Below are 20,156 nucleotides of genomic sequence, written 5' to 3' on the forward strand. Positions count from 1 at the left end.
CTCCGGGGCTCTGCCGCCCGCTGGGCGGCATCGGGGTGCCACCGGGCGGCACCGGCGGCGGTGAGGCGGCGCCGGGACGTGGGGGGCCGCACCGGCGGTCGGCGAGGCGGCGGTCCGGACCGGTCCGGGAAACGCCGCAGGCCCCCGGCGGGTGCCGGGGGCCTGCGGCGCGCTGCGGTACTGCTCCGGGGTCCGGGGGACCGGACGGGCCGTCGCTACGGGACGGTGATGCTGTCCTGCTTGCTGTGGACGCCCTCGCCGTCGAAGCCGTAGATCTGGAAGGTGGCGGAGGTGACGTCGCCCTCGGCGTCGAAGTCGATCGGGCCGCTGACGCCCTGGTAGTCGATGTCCTCGCCGTCGCGGATGAGGTCGCGGCACTCCGCGAAGCCGCTGCACTCGGTGCCGTCCTTGCTGACGGCCTCCATCTCGGTGACGAACTCGGCCGGGACGGTGCTCTCGGCCTGCTCGGCGGCGAGCGCGGTGATGATGGTGCAGTCGTAGACCTGGCCGGCGAACTGGAGGACCTCCAGGTCCTCGTCGAAGCCGGTCAGCCCCTCGATGAACGCCTCGTCACCGGTGTCGGGCGCGGTGCCCTGGAAGCCCTCGATGGTGCTGGGGTCGTCGGCGTCGACCTTCTCGGCGAGGGTCTCGTCGTTCAGGCCGTCGGTGCCGTACATGCGGTCGGCGCCGACACCGTTCTCGATGAGGCCGGTGATGATCTGCACGCCCTCTTCGAAGGCGACGAGGACGACGGCGTCGGGGTCGGCGTCGCCGACCTCGTTGACGACGGAGTCGAAGTTCGGCGCGTTGGGGTCGTAGCCCTCCTGGTAGACGACCTCGATGCCGTTCTCCTCGAGGGCGTCGGCGGCGGCGTTGGCCAGGCCTTCTCCGTAGTCGTCGGCGCGGTAGGTCACGGCGACGGTCTGGTGGCCGTCGGCGGCGATCTTCTCGGCGAGCACGGGGCCCTGCATGTTGTCGCTGGGGGCGGTGCGCCAGTAGTAGCCGCTCTCGTCCTCCTCGGCGAGGCCGGGGGCGGTGTTGGAGCCGGAGCACTGGACGACCTCGGCGGCGGTCACGGTGTCCATGATCGCCTGGGTCATGCCGGAGGCGGCGGCGCCGATGATGACGTCGGCGTCCTGGTCGACGAGCCGGTTGGCGGCGTCGTTGGCCTGGGCGGCGTCGTTGGCCTCGTCGCCGGTGAGGAAGGCGGGCAGTTCGGTGTCGAGGACGCCGCCGGCGTCGTTGATCTCCTGGAGGGCGTACTCGGCCGCGCTGATCTGGGGCGGGCCGAGGTGGGAGAGGTCGCCGGTCTCGGGCAGGACGTACCCGTACTGGAGGGCGTCGGCCTCGCCGCCGCCTCCGTCGCCTCCGCCGCCACCGCAGGCGGTCAATCCAAGGGCGACGGCCGCGGCCGCCGCGGTGAGGCTGAGGGCCTTCGTGCTCGGCATTGAGGTCTCTCCGTTCAACCGGCTGGTGAGCGCTGGGGGAATCGCCGCCGTGATGTGCGAGGGTTGGCCGCGCTTAACCACGTGCGTTAGCGGAGCTTAATCAGATGCGGGTGATGTGCGGTAGATCGCCGGTTATGTCGGTGCCGAGTCTGCTTCATTCCGTTACCGCTCCGTAGTCATCGGGCGGAGTGGAATCCCCTGTTCAGAGCGATTTCTCACGGTACGTCGGAGGGGAATCGCTCTTGGTGATCACCGTCCGTGCGCATGATCGCGGAACGGTCGCGGCGCGCGGGCGCGGTGGGAGCGCGGCCGGCGCGGGTCCGGAGCGGGGGCCCGCCGGCCGTCAGAAGGCGGCGACCGCCGCCGTCAGCTGAGGGGCCACCAGCAGGGCCGGCAGCAGGTCCGCGACGGGCAGCGCCCGGATGCGCAGCAGGCGCAGCGCCACGCCCGCCAGCAGCAGCCCGCCGGTGGCGGTCAGCGCCGCCACCGCCGCGTCGGACAGCACGTTGCCCACGGCCACGCCGAGCACGGTGAACGCGCCCTGGTAGACCAGCACGGGGCCGGCCGACGCCATCACGCCCACCCCCAGCCCCGCCGCGAACGCGACCGCCGCGAACCCGTCCAGCGCGGCCTTGAGGGCGAGCTGGTCGATGCCGTTGCCCAGCCCGTCGTTGATGGCACCCAGGATGGCCAGCGGGCCCACCACGAACACCAGCGAGGACGTGACGAAGCCCTCGACGAACCGGGACCCCCCGCCGTCGCCCGCCGGCTCCGCCCCGGCCGGTTCCGCCCCCGCGGCGGCCGCGCGCCGCCCCCCGACGGCGGCGGGCGCCCGGTCGAGCAGCCGGCGCACGGCGGCCCCCAGGTCGTCCAGCCGGTCCTCCAGCCGCAGCAGCGACCCCGCCACGCCGCCGATGAGCAGCGACCCCAGCACGATCAGCATGGGCGCTGAGGGGCCCACCGCCGAGGTCAGCGCGTCGCCGGTGACCTCGGCCGCGCTCAGCGCGGCCAGGAGCAGCGTGACCAGGCCCAGGGCGCCGGTGGTGACCTCGCGCGTGCGCTCGGGCAGCCGGTGGCCCAGCGCCAGGCCGACGGCGGAGCCGACGATGATCGCGGTGACGTTGACGAGCGTGCCGAGTCCGGGCATGGCGGGGCCTTCCAGAGGGCGGGGGCGGGGGCGGGGGAGAGGCGGGGCGGGGAGGGGGTCAGGCGTCGCGCAGCATGCAGGTGAGCCGCGACGTGCACACCCGGCGGCCCCGGTCGTCGGACATGACGATGTCCCAGGTGGCCAGGGTGCGCCCCAGGTGGACCGGGGTGGCCACCCCGGTGAGGTACCCGGAGGTGGCGCTGCGGTGGTGGGTGGCGTTGATCTCGATGCCGACGGCGATGCGCCCCTCCCCGGCGTGGATGGCCGAGCCCACCGACCCCAGGGTCTCGGCGAGGACGCACGACGCGCCGCCGTGCAGCAGCCCGTAGGGCTGGGTGTTGCCCTCCACCGGGATGCGGCCGACCACGCGCTCGGTCGACGCCTCGCTGATCTCCAGCCCCATGCGCTCGCCGAGGGCGCCGGCGGAGTTCGGCGAGCCCATGATCTCGGCCAGTCGGTGGGAGTCCAGCGTCATCGTGCACCTGCTCTCGTCGGGGCGGTCGGCGGGCCGGGAGGGGCCGCGCCGGGGGCGGACCTCGGCGCCGGGTCCGCGCCGCCGAAGCGGGGACCGCGAAAAAGTCCGCACCGCATCCTAGGATTCCCCTTGTGGCGATGACACCAGAGACCCCCGAGCGAACCCCGACCGCACCGGCCCGCGGGGGTGCGGCGGCCCCCGGCGGGGGCCCGCGCCTGCTGCTGCTGGACGGCCACTCCATGGCGTTCCGCGCCTTCTTCGCGCTGCCGGTCGAGAAGTTCGGCACCACCACCGGGCAGGCCACCAACGCGGTGTACGGCTTCACGTCCATGCTGATCAAGCTGCTGCGCGACGAGAAGCCCACCCACGTCGCGGTGGCCTGGGACCTCTCCGGCCCCACGTTCCGCCACGAGGTGTACGAGGAGTACAAGGCCGGGCGCTCCGACACCCCGCCGGACCTGCCGTCGCAGGTCGACCTGGTGCAGCAGATCATGCGGCTCATGGGCATCACCAACGTGTCGGCCACCGGGTTCGAGGCCGACGACGTCATCGCCACCCTGGCCGCCCGCGGCTGCGACGCCGGCATGGAGGTGCTGATCGCCTCCGGCGACCGCGACGCCTTCCAGCTCGTCACCGACGCCTGCACGGTGCTGTACCCGGGCAAGAGCCTGTCCGACCTCACCCGCATGACCCCCGACCGCATCCTGGAGCGCTACGGCGTGCCGCCCGAGCGCTACCGCGACCTCGCCGCGCTCGTCGGCGAGAAGGCCGACAACCTGCCCGGCGTCCCCGGGGTCGGCCCCAAGACCGCCGCCAAGTGGATCACCAAGTACGGCACCCTGGACGACCTGGTCGCCCACGCCGACGAGCTCACCGGCAAGGCCGGGCAGAACCTGCGCGACCACCTCGACTCCGTGCTGCGCAACCACCGGCTCAACCGGCTCGACACCGACGTCGACCTGCCCGCCGAGGTGGCCGACCTCACCCCCGACGCCGCCGACCGCGACGCCATCAACGAGCTGTTCGACACCCTGGAGTTCGCCTCCACGCTGCGCGACCGCCTGTTCGCCGTCCTCGGCGAGGCCGCCGACGCCCCGCCGGCGGAGGTGTCCGACGAAGGCTTCCCGGTGGAGCTCACCGTGCCCGGCCCCGGCGAGGCCGCCGCGTGGCTGGCCGCGCACGCCGCCGGCCCCGACCGCGTCGGCGTGGCCGTCGACGGCACCTGGGCGCAGGGCACCGGGTCGGTCGCCGGGCTGGCCGTGGCCGCCGCAACGGGCGCCGCCGCCCACTTCGACCCCTCGGCCCTGGGCCCCGACGACGAGCAGGCCGTCGCCGCCTGGCTGGCCGACCCCGACCGCCCCAAGGCGCTGCACGACGCCAAGGGCCCCCTGCTGGCCCTGGCGGCGCACGGCTGGACCCTGGCCGGCCTCACCAGCGACACCGCGCTCGCCGCCTACCTGGTGCAGCCCGGTGGGCGCAAGTTCGAGCTGGGCGACCTCTGCCGCCGCTACCTGGGCCGCGAACTCGCCGCCCCGCAGGGCGGCGACGGCCAGCTGGCCCTCGACATCACCGGCGAGGCGGGCGACGACCGCGCCGCCGCCCGGCTCTCCCTGGCCGAGCGCGCCCGCGCCACCCGCGACCTCGCCGACGGCCTCGACACCGACCTCGGGAAGCGCGGCGGCGCCCGCCTGCTGCGCGAGGTCGAGCTGCCCCTGGTGCACGTCCTGGCGGCCATGGAGCGCGTCGGCATCGCGGCCGACCGCGGCTACCTCGACGGCCTGGAGGAGGAGTTCGCGGCCGCCCAGCGCCAGGCGGTGCAGGAGGCCCACCGGGTGGTCGGCCGCGAGTTCAACCTGGGCTCGCCCAAGCAGCTCCAGCAGATCCTGTTCACCGAACTCGACCTGCCCAAGACCAAGCGCATCAAGACCGGCTACACCACCGACGCCGACGCCCTGGCCTGGCTGGCCGGGCAGACCGACAACGAGCTGCCCGTCATCCTGCTGCGCCACCGCGACCAGACCCGGCTGCGCACCACGGTCGAGGGGCTGATCAAGACCGTCGCCGCGGACGGCCGCATCCACACCACCTACAACCAGACCGTGGCCGCCACCGGGCGGCTCAGCTCGGTCGAGCCCAACCTGCAGAACATCCCCGTGCGCACCGACGCCGGGCGCCGCATCCGGCGGGCGTTCGTGGTGGGCGGCGGCTACTCCCGGCTGCTCACCGCCGACTACAGCCAGATCGAGCTGCGCATCATGGCGCACCTGTCCGAGGACGCGGCGCTGATCGAGGCGTTCCAGACCGGCCACGACTTCCACGCCGAGATCGCCGCCCGGGTGTTCAAGATCGGCGTCGACCAGGTCGACGGCGAGGCCCGCGCCCGCATCAAGGCCATGAACTACGGGCTCGCCTACGGGCTGAGCGCGTTCGGCCTGTCGGGCCAGCTCGGCATCACCCCCGACGAGGCCCGCGGCCTCATGGACGACTACTTCGCCCAGTTCGGCGGGGTCCGCGACTACCTGCACGAGGTCGTCGAGCAGGCGCGGCGCGACGGCTACACCTCCACCATGCTGGGCCGCCGCCGCTACCTGCCCGACCTCACCAGCGACAACCGGCAGCGGCGCGACATGGCCGAGCGCATGGCGCTGAACGCCCCCATCCAGGGGTCGGCGGCCGACATCATCAAGGTGGCCATGCTCGACGTCGACGCCGCGCTGCGCGCCGAGGGGCTGGGCACCCGGATGCTCCTCCAGGTCCACGACGAACTCGTGCTGGAGGTCCCCGACGGCGAACTCGACACGGCGCGCCGGCTGGTGTCGGAGAAGATGGCGAGCGCCTATGATCTCCGTGTGCCGCTGGCCGTCTCGGTGGGTGTGGGCCGCGACTGGCACGAGGCCGCCCACTAGGCGGTCGCGCGGCCGCGAGGCCGCCCACCGGTTCGCCGGGGCACCGCCGCCGACCCGCTCCGAAAGGGGGACCCGATGCCGACCCGCGCGCCGCGCGTCAGCGTGGCCCTGCCCGAGGACGAGCTCGCCTGGCGCTTCACGCGTTCCGGCGGGCCCGGCGGGCAGCACGTCAACACCTCCGACACCCGGGTCTCCCTCTCCCTCGACCTGCGCGCCACCGGGGCCCTCACCGACGACCAGCGCGCCCGCGCGCTGGACCGGCTGGCGGGCCGCCTGGCCGACGGCGTGCTGACCGTCACGGTCAGCGACTCCCGTTCGCAGGCGCGCAACCGCGACCTCGCCCGGGAGCGGCTGGCGGCGCTGCTCGCCGACGCCGCCGCCCCGGGGCCGCGGTCGCGCCGGCCCACCCGGCCCAGCCGGTCGGCGCGCGAGCGCCGGCTCACCGACAAGCGGCGCCGTTCGGACGTCAAGCGCACGCGGTCCCGCCGATTCGACGACTGACGCCCCCAGCACCGCCCGGATCGTCCGTGAAGGGATGGCGACCCCCCGTTTCCGGGAGCGGGAAGCGCGGAGTACGATGCCTCGATTGCGGCCTTGGCCGCTTTCGACGTCCGGATTCCGATTGACCTCAACGCCCGCGTCTCATATTCTGGCCGGAGCGTTGTGGACTCGCGTGCGCAACTCGACCCTGGAGATCGTGCCGGGTGTGGCAGACAAGACCGCATACTCGACCCGGCTTCCACGGCTCGGGCGGCGTGCTGGGTCGGCCGCCCCACCGGTGGACGCACCGCGGGTCGCCGGGGCCGACAAGCCCCGCCATCCCCGCGGACGCCCCTCCGACGGACGGACCGCCCGAATCCGCGGCGTGCCCATCTTCTGTCCATATCCGTGTCCGGAGTCCACCCACACATGACGAGCAGCACCGAGGCCACCTCGACACCCCAGGTAGCGGTCAACGACATCGGGTCCGAGGAAGCCTTCCTCGCGGCGATCGACGAGACCATCAAGTACTTCAACGACGGTGACATTGTCGAGGGCACCATCGTGAAGGTCGATCGAGATGAGGTCTTGCTCGACATCGGTTACAAGACCGAGGGTGTGATCCCCTCGCGTGAGCTGTCGATCAAGCACGACGTCGACCCCGGCGAGGTCGTCAGCGTCGGCGACCACGTCGAGGCCCTGGTCCTCCAGAAGGAGGACAAGGAAGGCCGCCTCATCCTGTCCAAGAAGCGCGCGCAGTACGAGCGCGCCTGGGGCACGATCGAGAAGATCAAGGAAGAGGACGGCGTCGTCACCGGCACCGTCATCGAGGTCGTCAAGGGCGGCCTCATCCTCGACATCGGTCTGCGCGGCTTCCTCCCGGCCTCCCTGGTCGAGATGCGCCGCGTCCGCGACCTCCAGCCCTACGTGGGCCGCGAGCTCGAGGCCAAGATCATCGAGCTCGACAAGAACCGCAACAACGTGGTCCTGTCGCGCCGCGCCTGGCTGGAGCAGACCCAGTCCGAGGTGCGCCAGACGTTCCTCAACACCCTGCAGAAGGGCCAGATCCGCAAGGGCGTCGTGTCGTCCATCGTCAACTTCGGCGCGTTCGTCGACCTCGGCGGGGTCGACGGCCTGGTCCACGTGTCGGAGCTGTCCTGGAAGCACATCGACCACCCCAGCGAGGTCGTCGAGGTCGGCCAGGAGGTCACGGTCGAGGTCCTCGACGTCGACATGGAGCGCGAGCGCGTCTCCCTGTCGCTCAAGGCCACGCAGGAGGACCCCTGGCAGCAGTTCGCCCGCACGCACCAGATCGGCCAGGTCGTCCCCGGCAAGGTCACCAAGCTGGTGCCGTTCGGTGCGTTCGTCCGCGTCGAGGAGGGCATCGAGGGCCTGGTCCACATCTCCGAGCTGGCCGAGCGCCACGTGGAGATCCCGGAGCAGGTCGTCCAGGTCGGCACCGAGATCTTCGTGAAGATCATCGACATCGACCTCGACCGCCGTCGCATCAGCCTCTCGCTGAAGCAGGCGAACGAGAGCGTCTCGCCCGACCAGGTCGACTTCGACCCCACGCTGTACGGCATGGCGGCCGACTACGACGAGCAGGGCAACTACAAGTACCCCGAGGGCTTCGACCCCGACAGCGGCGAGTGGCTCGAGGGCTTCGAGGCGCAGCGCGACGAGTGGGAGCAGCAGTACGCCCTCGCCCAGGCGCGCTTCGAGGCGCACCGCAAGCAGGTCGAGGAGGCCCAGGCCGCCGAGGCCGAGGCCGCCTCCGAGCCGGCCTACGACGCGGACGCCGCGCCGGCCGGGTCGTCGTCCAGCCCCAGCTCCTCCAGCGGTGGCGACACCAGCACCGGTGGGGCGCTGGCCTCCGACGAGGCGCTGGCCGCCCTCCGCGAGAAGCTCGCCGGCGGCGGCGAGTAGCAGCGGCGGCGTACCGCACCGGCCCCGGCCGGACCGCGAATCGCTGAGGGCCGCTCCCCCACGGGGGAGCGGCCCTTCGCTATGGTCGGGGTGACCGCCGCCACCGCACGCACAGGGGGCCGCCCATGGGGGCCGCAGGCACCGACCCCGCGCCCGACCCCGCGCCCGCCGCCCCGGCCGGGCCCGCCGGGCTGCGCATCCGCCCGGCCGGCGCCGCCGACCTCGGCGAGATCTGGACCGTGCAGCGCGCCGCCTACCTCGACGAGGCGCACGCCCACGGCGACCCCTACATCGCCCCGCTCACCGAGACCCTGGCGCAGGTGCGCGCCCACCTGGACGCCGGGCTGCCGCTGCTCGCGGCCGTGCTGGGCGGGCGCGTCGTCGGGACCGTGCGCGGCCGCAGCACCGGCCCCACGTTCCTGGTGAACCGGCTCGCCGTGGCCCCCGACCAGCGGGGCCGGGGCATCGGGCGGGCGCTCCTGGCCGACCTGGAGCGCCGCGTCGCCGCCGCGTTCCCCGACGCCGCCACCCTGGCCCTGGTCACCGGGCAGGCGGGCGAGGGCGGCCTGCGGCTGTACCGGTCGCTGGGCTACGCCGAGACGCACCGCGAGCGCATCGCCGACCACCTGACGATGGTGCACCTGCGCAAACCGGTCCCCGGGCGCGCGGCCGCCCCCGCCGCCCCGTAGGGTCGTCGGCATGCTGCGCGTGGGACTCACCGGGGGGATCGGTTCGGGCAAGAGCGCGGTCGCGCGCGGGCTGGCCGCGCACGGCGCGGTGGTCATCGACGCCGACGCGCTGGCCCGCGAGGTGGTGGAGCCGGGCACGCCCGCCCTGGCCGAGATCACCGCCGAGTTCGGGCCGGAGGTGCTGACCGCCGAGGGGGCGCTGGACCGGCCCCGGCTGGGCGCGATCGTGTTCGCCGACGACGCCCGGCTGGCGCGGCTCAACGCCATCGTGCACCCGCGGGTGGCGGAGCGCACCGAGGAGCTGATGGGGCAGGCGCCGCCGGACTCCGTCGTGGTCTACGACGTGCCGCTGCTGGTCGAGAACGGGCTGGCGCCGATGTACGACGTGGTCGTGGTGGTGGACGCGCCCGAGGAGGTGCGGATCGCCCGGCTGGCCGCCGACCGGGGCATGCCCGAGGACCAGGCGCGGGCCCGGATCCGGGCGCAGGCGTCGCGTGCGGACCGGCTGGCGGTGGCGGACGTCGTGGTGGACAACTCGGGTTCGCGGGCCGATCTGGAGCGGCGGGTGGCCGAGGTGTGGGCCGACCTGGCGGGGCGGGCCGCGGTGCGCTGAGGAATGCGCCGCGCGCGCCCCGTGTTGTCACCGACCGGTCCTACAGTGGGGGGATCAGGCGACATCAGGGGAGTTGACGCTACGTGCGGCCGGTCACCGACATCCAGCGCAAGGAGGCGCCGTTCCAGGTCGTCTCGGAGATGAGCCCGGCGGGCGACCAGCCCCGCGCGATCGCGGAGTTGGCGCGGCGGGTGCGGGCGGGCGACCGCGACTCCGTGCTGCTCGGCGCCACGGGCACGGGCAAGACCGCCACGGTGGCGTGGCTGGTGGAGCAGGTGCAGCGGCCCACGCTGGTCATGCAGCCGAACAAGACGCTGGCGGCGCAGTTCGCCAACGAGCTGCGCGAGATGCTGCCGAACAACGCGGTCGAGTACTTCGTGTCGTACTACGACTACTACCAGCCCGAGGCCTACGTCCCGCAGACCGACACCTACATCGAGAAGGACTCCTCGATCAACGACGAGGTCGAGCGGCTGCGCCACTCGGCCACGAACTCGCTGATCACCCGGCGCGACACGATCGTGGTGGCGTCGGTGTCGTGCATCTACGGCCTGGGCACGCCGCAGGAGTACGTCGACCGCATGGCGCGGCTGAGCACCGGCATGGAGGTCGACCGCGACGAGCTGCTGCGCCGGCTGGTCGAGATGCAGTACACGCGCAACGACATGGCGTTCACCCGGGGCACGTTCCGGGTGCGGGGCGACACCATCGAGATCATCCCGGTGTACGAGGAGCTGGCCATCCGCATCGAGATGTTCGGTGACGAGGTGGAGCGGCTGCTGACCCTGCACCCCCTCACCGGCGAGGTGCTGGGCGAGGACGACGAGGTGTTCATCTTCCCGGCGTCGCACTACGTCGCGGGCCCCGAGCGCATGGAGCGCGCGATCGGCGCGATCGAGGCGGAGCTGGGCGAGCGGCTGAGCGAGATGGAGGCGCAGGGCCGGCTGCTGGAGGCCCAGCGGCTGCGCATGCGCACCACCTACGACCTGGAGATGCTGCGGCAGGTGGGCACCTGCTCCGGTATCGAGAACTACTCGCGGCACTTCGACGGCCGCGAGCCCGGCAGCCCGCCCAACACGCTGCTCGACTACTTCCCCGAGGACTTCCTGCTGGTGGTCGACGAGTCGCACGTGACGGTGCCGCAGATCGGCGGCATGTACGAGGGCGACGCGTCGCGCAAGCGGACCCTGGTCGACCACGGGTTCCGGCTGCCGTCGGCGCTCGACAACCGGCCGCTGAAGTGGGAGGAGTTCCTGGGGCGCATCGGGCAGACGGTGTACCTGTCGGCGACGCCGGGCGCCTACGAGCTGCGGCAGAGCGGCGGCGACGTCGTGGAGCAGGTCATCCGGCCCACCGGCCTGGTCGACCCGGAGGTCGTCGTGAAGCCGACCGAGGGCCAGATCGACGACCTGGTGCACGAGATCCGGGTGCGGTCGGAGCGGCGGGAGCGGGTGCTGGTCACCACGCTCACCAAGAAGATGGCGGAGGACCTGACCGACTACTTCGCCGAGCTGGACATCCGGGTGCGCTACCTGCACAGCGAGGTCGACACCCTGCGCAGGGTGGAGCTGCTGCGCGAGCTGCGGTCGGGCGAGTTCGACGTGCTGGTCGGCATCAACCTGCTGCGGGAGGGCCTGGACCTGCCCGAGGTGTCGCTGGTGGCGATCCTGGACGCCGACAAGGAGGGGTTCCTGCGGTCGTCCACGTCGCTGATCCAGACGATCGGCCGGGCGGCGCGCAACGTCGCCGGCCAGGTGCACATGTACGCGGACCGGATCACCGACTCCATGCGCGAGGCGATCGACGAGACCAACCGGCGGCGCGAGAAGCAGATCGCCTACAACACCGAGCACGGCATCGACCCGCAGCCGCTGCGGAAGAAGATCGCCGACATCCTCGACTCCCTGGCGCGCGAGGAGATCGACACCCAGGAGCTGATCGGGTCGGGGTACCGGCAGCAGGCCAAGGCGCCGGTGCCGGCGCTGGCGGCGACGGGGGAGCGGGCCAAGGACATCGCGGCGATGCCGCGCGCCGAGCTGGCCGACCTCATCGAGCAGCTCGGGGCGCAGATGCACCAGGCGGCCACGGACCTGCAGTTCGAGCTGGCGGCGCGGCTGCGGGACGAGATCAAGGAGCTCAAGCGGGAGCTGCGCGGCATGGACGCCGCCGGGGTGGGCTGACCCCGCACGCCCCGCGACGGCCCCGGACCCGTGCGGTCCGGGGCCGTCGCGCGTGCACTCCGCCCCCTGACGTTGACAACGCCTGGCGGTAAGGTCGACGGTGGACCGCCGCACGCGGACGCCGGGAACGTCCCACGAGGACCGGACGGCGCCCGCCCGACCGCCGGCCATGCGCGACACGCATTCGGCGGTGCGGCGACCGCCGGGCGGACGGAACGGCAGGTCACCGCGTGCGCGGGCGCGGAACCCGCCGTGCGGCGGGGATTTCCGTGGTGATCCGCCCGCGATCCGGGTGGTCGATCCGCTACCTTGGGGTAGCCCGGGTAGTCCGGGCATTTGTTTCCAAGCAATTGCATTGCGACGATTCAAGTACGAATCCGGAAATTCCGTCCGGCGGACCGGTCGCGGGAGAGCGTCAGGCGCTACGCTCCACGTGACCGAGGCGCGACGGCACGTGATCCCCGGAGGATCGCGGTCCGTGCCGCGCGTCGCGGTGCGGGGCAGGCAGTGCGGCCAAGGAGGTGGGATGGGCGGATATGTCGCCCGCGTACGGCACGACGAGCCGCCCGGTGGGGACGCCGAGTTCGACCTGCTCGTCCGGTCGGCGGCCCGCCGCTGGGCCGACGCCGACCCCCTGCTGCCCACCCCGACCCACCCCCGGCGCAGCACCTACCCGCTGCTGACCGTCAGCGACGAGTCCGGCCGCCCGGTCGCCACCGGCACCATGCGCTACTCCTGGTACCAGCCCGGTGAGGTCGGCCGCACCTGGGGCGTGCCCGACCAGCACTGGCTCACCCCCGTCGTCGGCGGCCCCGACCCCGCCCGCGCCCTCGACTCCCTGCTCACCAGCTGGCGCGAGCAGCTCGCCCAGCTGCCCAGCGGCACCGGCTCGGAGTCCGCCGCCCAGCTCACCTGGCCGGCCCGCGACATCTGCGGCGTCCTGCCGCTCCAGCGCCACGGCCTCCAGCCCTACAGCGTCCTCGCCGTCCGCGAGCGCCGCCGCGGCGTGCCCCCCTCGCTGCCGCCGCGCGACGTCACGATCCGGCTGGCCGGCGCCGAGGACCTGCCGCAGGTCGTCGCCCTGCTCATGGAGGAGCACCGCTACGAGGAGCACTTCGGCGGCGTCTTCGTGCAGCCCGAGACCGCCGACCAGACCCGCCGCGTCGTCGCCCGCTCGCTCACCCGCCGCCCCTCCTGGATCTGGCTGGCCGAGCGCCGCGGGCGCCCCGTCGGCCTCATCTGGGTCTCCCCGCCCGAACGCGCCCGCTGGGCGTCGCCGCTCACCGGCGCCGCCCCGGCCGCGCACATCGGCTACGGGGTCGTCGCCGAGGAGGAGCGCGGCCACGGCATCGGCACCGCCCTGGTCTCCGGCGCCCACCAGGCCCTCGACACCCACGGCGTGGCCGTGACCCTGCTCAACTACGCCACCATGAACCCGCTGTCGGGCCCGTTCTGGAACCGCATGGGCTACCGCCCGCTGTGGACCACCTGGGAGGCCCGGCCGGCCCTCGCGCTGCGCTGACCGCCGAAGCCTTCCGCCCGGCGGCCTGAGGCGTTACCGTCGGCATGCCGCGCACCTCGGAGCGTGCGCGGATGCCCGGCGAACGCGGAGGAATGAACGTGGACAGACGGATCATCCGAACCGGCGCGGTGGTGGGCGCGGCGCTGCTCCTGGGCACCGCCGCCGTCCCGGCGGCGGCCGACCCCGGGCCGCCCGACCGCGACCCCGTCGCGGTGGGCCGGGGCGGGGCCGTGGCCACCGCCGACCCCGACGCCACGGCGGCCGGGCTGGAGATCCTGCGCTCCGGCGGCAACGCCGTCGACGCCGCCGTTGCGGCCGCGGCCGCGCTCGGCGTCACCGAGCCCTACTCCGCCGGGTTCGGCGGCGGCGGGTACTTCGTCTACTACGACGCCGCCGAGGGCCGCGTGCACACCCTCGACGGCCGCGAGACCGCCCCCGCCGCCATGGGCGAGGACGCGTTCCTGGAGGACGGCGAGCCCATCCCCTTCGCGGAGGCCGTCACCTCCGGCCTGTCGGTGGGCGCCCCCGGCACCCCCGCCACGTGGGAGCACGCCGTCCGGGAGTGGGGCCGCACCCCGCTGCGCCGGGTGATGCGCCCGGCCATCGAGCTGGCCGAGGACGGGTTCACCGTCGACGCCACCTTCCAGCAGCAGACCGCGCAGAACGCCGACCGGTTCGCCGATTTCCCGGCCACCGCCGAGCTGTTCCTGCCCGGCGGCGCGCCGCCCGAGCCCGGCACGGTGTTCCGCAACCCCGACCTCGCCGACACCTACCGCGCGTTCGCCGCAAAGGGCACCCGCGTCCTGGACGGCGCCATCGGCGCCGACATCGCCGCGACCGCCGCCGACCCCGAGACCGTCCCCGGTACCGACCGGGTGGTCCGCCCCGGGCTGCTCACCGCCGCCGACGTCGCCGGCTACGAGGTCGCCGAGCGCGCGCCCGCCCACAGCGAGTTCCGCGGCCTCGACGTCTACGGCATGGCGCCGTCGTCCTCCGGCGGCACCACGGTCGGCGAGGCGCTGAACATCATCGAGACCTTCGACCCCGACGAGATCGGCGACACCGGGGTCCGGCACGCCACCCTGGAGGCCGCCAAGCTGGCCTTCGCCGACCGCAACGCCTACGTGGGCGACCCCGACCACGTCGACGTGCCCACCGAGACGCTGCTCTCCGACGCCTACGCCGAGCAGCGGGCGTGCGCGGTCGACCTCGGCGCCGCGCTGCCGGCGCCCGTGCCGCCGGGCGACGCGGCGGGCGGCGACGGCTGCGCCGCCGCCGGCGAGCCGGCGCCCGAGGGCAACGAGGGCATGTCGACCGCGCACCTGGTCACCGCCGACCGGTGGGGCAACGTCGTCTCCTACACGCTGAGCATCGAGCAGACCGGCGGCAGCGGCATCACCGTCCCCGGGCGCGGCTTCATCCTCAACAACGAGCTGACCGACTTCGACTTCCGGGTGTCGGACACCGGCGCGGGCGCCAACAACCTGCCCGCCCCCGGCAAGCGGCCCCGCTCCAGCATGGCGCCGACCATCGTGCTGCGCCACGGCGAGCCCTACCTGGCCCTGGGGACGCCCGGCGGCGCCACCATCATCACCACGGTCCTGCAGCTCATCGTCGACCGGGTCGACCGCGGCCTGACCCTGCCCGCGGCCATGGCCGAGCCGCGGGTGTCCCAGCGCAACGCCGCGCAGACCGGCGCCGAGGCCGCGTTCCTCGGCAGCCCCGCCGAGGCCGAGCTGACCGCCCTGGGCCACGAGTTCACCGAGGTCCCCGAGATCGGCGCCGCCGCCGCCCTGGAGTTCCGCCGGGACGGCCGCATCCAGGCGGTCGCCGAACCCGAGCGGCGCGGCGGCGGCCACGCCGCCGTCCTGCGCCCGAGCCGCTGACCGCGTCCGCCCGGCGCGCGCCCCGCGCATCGCGGGGACCGCGCCGGGCGGGCCATGGGCGGGCTGGCTAGGCTGGCGGGGACCACCGGCACACGACGCGGAGGCAGGGAGGCGCCATGGCGGCCGAACGGGTGGAGATCGTGGAGGTCGGGCCCCGCGACGGCCTGCAGAACGAGGCCGTCCCGCTGCCCCCCGAGGCCCGGGTGGAGCTGATCGCCCGGCTGGTCGCCGCCGGGGCCCGCCGCATCGAGGCCGTCAGCTTCGTCAACCCGGCCCGGGTGCCGCAGATGGCGGGCGCCGAGGAGGTCATGGCGGGCGTGGAGCGCGGCGCCGGCGTGTCCTACATCGGGCTGGTCCTCAACCGGCGCGGCCTGGACCGGGCGCTCGCCGCCGGGGTGGACGAGGTCAACGTGGCCCTGCCCGCCACCGACGGGTTCTGCGTCCGCAACCAGGGGCGCACCGTCGCGGAGATGCTGGACGCCTTCGACGGCATCGCCGCGGCCGCCGCCGAGGCGGGCATGCCGGTCAGCGCCACGGTCTCCACGGCGTTCGGCTGCCCGTTCGACGGCGAGACCGCCCCCGAGCGGGTGGTGGAGGTGGCGCGCCGGGCCGCCGCGGCGGGCGCGGTGGAGGTCGCCCTGGCCGACACCATCGGCGTCGGCGTCCCGCGCCAGGTCGCCGACCTGGTGCCGCGGGTGCGCGCGGTGGTGGGCGGGGCGCGGCTGCGCTGCCACTTCCACAACACCCGCAACACCGGCTACGCCAACGCGCTCGCCGCCCTCGACCAGGGGGTGCGGGTGCTCGACGCGAGCGTGGGCGGGTTCGGCGGGTGCCCGTTCGCGCCCGGCGCCACCGGCAACATCGCCACCGAGGACCTGGTGTACGCCCTGGAGCGCAGCGGGGCGGCCACCGGCGTCGACCTGGCCGCCACGGCGGCCACGGGCACCTGGCTGGGGGAGCGGCTGGGCACGCCCCCCACGGCCCTGCTGGGCCGGGCCGGCGGGTTCCCCGCGCCCTGATCCGCGCCCGATCCGCGTCCCGACCGGGGCGCGGCCGCGGTCGGCCACCCGCCGTCGCGGCCCGCCCCGCACCGCCCGGACCAGGGGCGACGCCCCGCCGCCCGGGAGGCGGCGGCCGGGGCCGGGACCGGCCCGCACTTCGGGCCCTGTTATCCTGGTGGCCCGTGGAGTCCAAGGGTAGAGGCAGGGGCGTACCGTCCGGCCGACCGGACACCGCACGGCCGCCCTCACCTACGGGTGGCCGTCGCCGAACGACCACGGGAGCAACACTTTGGCATCCGCCGCGAGCACCAAACACCTTTTCGTCACCGGCGGCGTCGCCTCCAGTCTCGGGAAGGGCCTGACCGCCTCCAGCCTCGGGCGGCTGTTGAAGTCGCGTGGACTGCGGGTCACCATGCAGAAGCTCGACCCCTACCTCAACGTCGACCCCGGCACGATGAACCCCTTCCAGCACGGTGAGGTGTTCGTCACCGACGACGGGGCCGAGACCGACCTCGACATCGGCCACTACGAGCGGTTCCTCGACACCGAGCTGTCGGCGTCGGCGAACGTCACCACGGGCCAGGTCTACTCCAGCGTCATCGCCAAGGAGCGGCAGGGCGCCTACCTGGGCGACACCGTGCAGGTGATCCCGCACATCACCAACGAGATCAAGTCGCGGATCTTCGCCATGGAGGCGGCGGACGTCGACATCGTGATCACCGAGATCGGCGGCACGGTCGGCGACATCGAGTCGCAGCCGTTCCTGGAGGCCGTGCGGCAGATCCGGCACGAGATCGGCCGGGACAACTGCTTCTTCCTGCACGTGTCGCTGCTGCCGTTCCTCGGCCCCTCCGGTGAGCTGAAGACCAAGCCGACCCAGCACTCGGTCGCCGCGCTGCGCAGCATCGGCATCCAGCCCGACGCGATCGTGTGCCGGTCGGACCGGCCGATCCCGCAGAGCCTGAAGAGCAAGATCAGCCTGATGTGCGACGTCGACGAGGGCGGCGTGGTGTCCACCCCGGACGCGCCGTCGATCTACGACATCCCCAAGGTGCTGCACCGCGAGGGCCTGGACGCCTACGTGGTGCGCCGCCTGGGCCTGGCGTTCCGCGACGTCGACTGGACCGAGTGGGACGACCTGCTGCGCCGCGTGCACCAGCCGGACCACGAGATCACGATCGCCCTGGTCGGCAAGTACATCGACCTGCCCGACGCCTACCTGTCGGTCACCGAGGCGCTGCGCGCGGGCGGGTTCGCCGAGAACACCCGGGTCAACATCAAGTGGGTGGCCAGCGACGAGTGCGCGACCCCCGAGGGCGCCGAGCGCGAGCTGGGCGGGGTCGACGGCGTGCTGATCCCCGGCGGGTTCGGGGTGCGCGGCATCGAGGGCAAGCTGGGCGCGATCCGCTATGCCCGCGAGAACCGGGTGCCGCTGCTGGGCATCTGCCTGGGCCTGCAGTGCATGGTCATCGAGTACGCGCGCAACGTGGTCGGCCTGGCGGGCGCCAACAGCGCCGAGTTCGACGACAAGGCCGGCGACCAGGTCATCGCCACGATGGCCGACCAGACCGACGTCATCGCCGGCGAGCGCGACATGGGCGGCACGATGCGGCTCGGGCTGTACCCGGCGGAGCTGGCCGAGGGGTCGCTCGCCCGCGAGCTGTACGGCGAGGAGCGGGTGTCGGAGCGGCACCGGCACCGGTTCGAGGTGAACAACGCCTACCGGGCCCGCCTGGAGGAGGGCGGCCTGGTGTTCTCCGGCCTGTCGCCCGACGGCCGCCTGGTCGAGTACGTGGAGCTGGCGCGCGAGGAGCACCCGTTCTTCGTGGCCACCCAGGCCCATCCCGAGCTGCGGTCGCGGCCGACCCGCGCCCACCCGCTGTTCTCGGGCCTGGTCTCCGCCGCCCTGGAGCGGTCGGCCGCCGGCGTCGGCGGGGCCGCCTGATGGCCGAGGAGGTCACCGACCGCCCCGAGGCGTGGGAGGTCGTCCGCTCGGAGGAGCCGTTCCGCGGCGCGAAGACCGCCACCCGGGTCGACTGGATCCGCATGGCCGGCGCCGCCGGCGCCGAGGACGTCGCCCGCGAGCGCCTGGAGCACCCGGGCGCGGTGGCCGCGCTCGCGCTGGACGACGAGGGCCGGGTGCTGCTGCTGTCGCAGTACCGGCACGCGGTGGGGCACCGGCTGTGGGAGCTGCCCGCCGGCCTGCGCGACGAGGCGGACGAGCCGCCGCTGCACACCGCCCGCCGGGAGCTGCTGGAGGAGGCCGGGTACCGGGCCGACCAGTGGTACGAGCTGGTCGACTTCTTCCCGTCGGCCGGCTTCTCCAGCGAGCGCATCAAGGTGTTCCTCGCCCGCGGCCTGACCCGGGTGCCCGATGTCGACATCGACTTCGAGCGCGTCCACGAGGAGGCCGACATGGAGCGCGCCTGGCTGCCGCTGGACGAGGCGGTGCGGGCGGTGCTGGAGGACCGGCTGCACAACGGCGCCACCGTCATCGGCATCCTCGCGGCGTCGATCGCCCGCGCCGACGGGTTCGCGTCGCTGCGCGCCGCCGACTGACCCCCGGCCCCCGCGCGGGGGCCGACCGCCGCCCGGGCCGCGTGCCCGGGCGGCGGCGTCCCCGGGGGCCGGCGCGGTCCGCCGTGCCGGGCGGTCGGCGGGGGCGTCCCGCGGTGTCGCGGGGGCGGACGGACCTCCGCTATGGCATCATCTGCGGCGGATACGGGAAAGCCAGGTGATCGCGACGGAAGCCGACCAGCACGACCCGAACGGGCCGGACCCCGCGCTGCTCCGCGCGGTGCGCGGCTACCTCGACCACCTGACCGTCGAGCGCGGCCTGGCCGCCAACACGCTGTCCTCCTACCGCCGCGACCTCCGCCGCTACCTGGGGTTCCTGACCGAGCGCGGCCGCACCTCGCTGGCCGCCGTGGACGAGCCCGACGTCACCGAGTTCCTGCGCCGGCTGCGCGAGGGCGACCCCGCCCACCCGCCGCTGGGCACCAACTCGGCGGGCCGCGCGGTGGTGGCGGTGCGGGGCCTGCACCGGTTCGCCCAGCGCGAGGGGCTGACGGCGGACGACCCCGCGCGGGGCGTGCGCCCGCCCACCCCGCCCCGCCGACTGCCGAAAGCGGTGTCGCTGAGCGACATCGAGTCGCTGCTGGCGGCGGTCGACGCCGAGGGCGACCCGCGCGCGCTGCGTGACCGCGCCCTGCTGGAGCTGCTGTACGGGACGGGGGCGCGGATCTCGGAGGCGGTGGGGCTCGACGTCGACGACATCACCCGCCTGGACGACAGCGGCGCGGTCGCGGACGGTGACGGGCGGCCGGGGGTGAGCGTGGCCCGGTTCCGCGGCAAGGGCGGCAAGGAGCGCCTGGTGCCGATCGGCCGGTTCGCGCGCCGCGCGGTCGACGCCTACCTGGTGCGGGCCCGCCCGGCGCTGGCGCGGTCGGGGCGCGGCACCCCGGCGCTGTTCCTCAACGCCCGAGGGGGCCGGCTGACCCGGCAGGGGGCGTGGGCGGTGCTGCGGGCGGCGGCGGAGCGGGCCGGGCTGTCCGACGTGTCGCCGCACACCCTGCGGCATTCGTTCGCGACGCACCTGCTCGACGGGGGCGCCGACGTCCGCGTGGTCCAGGAGCTGCTCGGCCACGCGTCGGTCACCACCACCCAGGTCTACACGCTGGTCACGGTCGACCGGCTGCGAGAGGTGTACGCGGCGAGCCACCCGCGCGCGAACGCGATCGAGCGAGCGTAGCCGTCGCTGGTGATCCGGCGGAGCCGCCGTGCGGGGGCGGCGGAGTGAGTGAGGAGCGTGAGCGCGTGCGGGTGGTGGGCGCGAACGCGATCGAGCGAGCGTAGCCGTCGCCGCCGATGGCGCAGCCCTTGC

General features: G+C 74.2%; 15 protein-coding genes. 12 read left to right on the forward strand and 3 right to left on the reverse strand.

Annotated elements, in window-relative coordinates:
* Positions 1 to 215: 215 nt before the first annotated feature.
* The 3 genes from NT8_RS18785 to NT8_RS18795 form a co-directional block, all read right to left on the reverse strand.
* Positions 216 to 1,448, reverse strand: coding sequence for an ABC transporter substrate-binding protein (locus NT8_RS18785; RefSeq protein ID WP_067971222.1), 1,233 nt, complete (start codon positions 1,446 to 1,448; stop codon positions 216 to 218).
* Between the two features lie 343 nt (positions 1,449 to 1,791).
* Positions 1,792 to 2,595: a DUF554 domain-containing protein gene (locus NT8_RS18790; RefSeq protein WP_067971224.1), complete on the reverse strand. Its 804-nt coding sequence runs from the start codon at positions 2,593 to 2,595 to the stop codon at positions 1,792 to 1,794.
* 58 nt (positions 2,596 to 2,653) lie between these two features.
* Positions 2,654 to 3,070, reverse strand: coding sequence for a PaaI family thioesterase (locus tag NT8_RS18795; protein ID WP_067971226.1), 417 nt, complete (start codon positions 3,068 to 3,070; stop codon positions 2,654 to 2,656).
* A 137-nt stretch (positions 3,071 to 3,207) separates the two neighbouring features.
* On the opposite strand from NT8_RS18795, the gene polA reads away from it, so the two are divergent.
* From polA to NT8_RS18855, 12 genes are all read left to right on the forward strand, one after another.
* Positions 3,208 to 5,976: a DNA polymerase I gene (gene polA, locus NT8_RS18800; RefSeq protein ID WP_084469077.1), complete on the forward strand. Its 2,769-nt coding sequence runs from the start codon at positions 3,208 to 3,210 to the stop codon at positions 5,974 to 5,976.
* Positions 5,977 to 6,051: 75 nt separating this feature from the next.
* On the forward strand, positions 6,052 to 6,477 hold the full coding sequence (gene arfB, locus NT8_RS18805; protein WP_067971228.1) for an alternative ribosome rescue aminoacyl-tRNA hydrolase ArfB: 426 nt from the start codon (positions 6,052 to 6,054) through the stop codon (positions 6,475 to 6,477).
* Positions 6,478 to 6,885: 408 nt separating this feature from the next.
* Positions 6,886 to 8,382 carry a 30S ribosomal protein S1 gene (gene rpsA / locus NT8_RS18810; protein ID WP_067971230.1) on the forward strand — a complete coding sequence of 499 codons (1,497 nt, stop codon included), beginning with the start codon at positions 6,886 to 6,888 and terminating at the stop codon, positions 8,380 to 8,382.
* 125 nt (positions 8,383 to 8,507) lie between these two features.
* Entirely contained in the window at positions 8,508 to 9,071 is a 564-nt protein-coding gene (locus NT8_RS18815) for a GNAT family N-acetyltransferase (RefSeq protein WP_084469078.1), read from the forward strand.
* A 10-nt stretch (positions 9,072 to 9,081) separates the two neighbouring features.
* A complete protein-coding gene (gene coaE, locus NT8_RS18820) occupies positions 9,082 to 9,684 on the forward strand; it encodes a dephospho-CoA kinase (protein ID WP_174549601.1) in 603 nt (200 codons plus the stop codon).
* Between the two features lie 83 nt (positions 9,685 to 9,767).
* Positions 9,768 to 11,864 carry an excinuclease ABC subunit UvrB gene (uvrB, locus tag NT8_RS18825; RefSeq protein WP_067971231.1) on the forward strand — a complete coding sequence of 699 codons (2,097 nt, stop codon included), beginning with the start codon at positions 9,768 to 9,770 and terminating at the stop codon, positions 11,862 to 11,864.
* Positions 11,865 to 12,390: 526 nt separating this feature from the next.
* Positions 12,391 to 13,386: a GNAT family N-acetyltransferase gene (locus NT8_RS18830; RefSeq protein ID WP_067971236.1), complete on the forward strand. Its 996-nt coding sequence runs from the start codon at positions 12,391 to 12,393 to the stop codon at positions 13,384 to 13,386.
* Between the two features lie 92 nt (positions 13,387 to 13,478).
* Positions 13,479 to 15,272, forward strand: coding sequence for a gamma-glutamyltransferase (gene ggt / locus NT8_RS18835; RefSeq protein WP_084469079.1), 1,794 nt, complete (start codon positions 13,479 to 13,481; stop codon positions 15,270 to 15,272).
* A 116-nt stretch (positions 15,273 to 15,388) separates the two neighbouring features.
* Positions 15,389 to 16,291, forward strand: coding sequence for a hydroxymethylglutaryl-CoA lyase (locus tag NT8_RS18840; RefSeq protein WP_067971238.1), 903 nt, complete (start codon positions 15,389 to 15,391; stop codon positions 16,289 to 16,291).
* A 271-nt stretch (positions 16,292 to 16,562) separates the two neighbouring features.
* Positions 16,563 to 18,218, forward strand: coding sequence for a CTP synthase (locus NT8_RS18845; protein ID WP_067971242.1), 1,656 nt, complete (start codon positions 16,563 to 16,565; stop codon positions 18,216 to 18,218).
* Positions 18,218 to 18,832 carry an NUDIX domain-containing protein gene (locus NT8_RS18850; protein WP_067971245.1) on the forward strand — a complete coding sequence of 205 codons (615 nt, stop codon included), beginning with the start codon at positions 18,218 to 18,220 and terminating at the stop codon, positions 18,830 to 18,832. Before NT8_RS18845 ends, NT8_RS18850 begins: the two co-directional genes overlap by 1 nt.
* 178 nt (positions 18,833 to 19,010) lie before the next feature.
* Positions 19,011 to 20,024, forward strand: a complete 1,014-nt coding sequence (locus tag NT8_RS18855) for a site-specific tyrosine recombinase XerD (RefSeq protein ID WP_067971252.1) — start codon at positions 19,011 to 19,013, stop codon at positions 20,022 to 20,024.
* The last annotated feature ends 132 nt before the right edge of the window (positions 20,025 to 20,156 follow it).

It is taken from the genome of Nocardiopsis trehalosi NBRC 14201 (assembly GCF_001552555.1).
In the GTDB taxonomy this organism is placed as follows: domain Bacteria; phylum Actinomycetota; class Actinomycetes; order Streptosporangiales; family Streptosporangiaceae; genus Nocardiopsis_B; species Nocardiopsis_B trehalosi.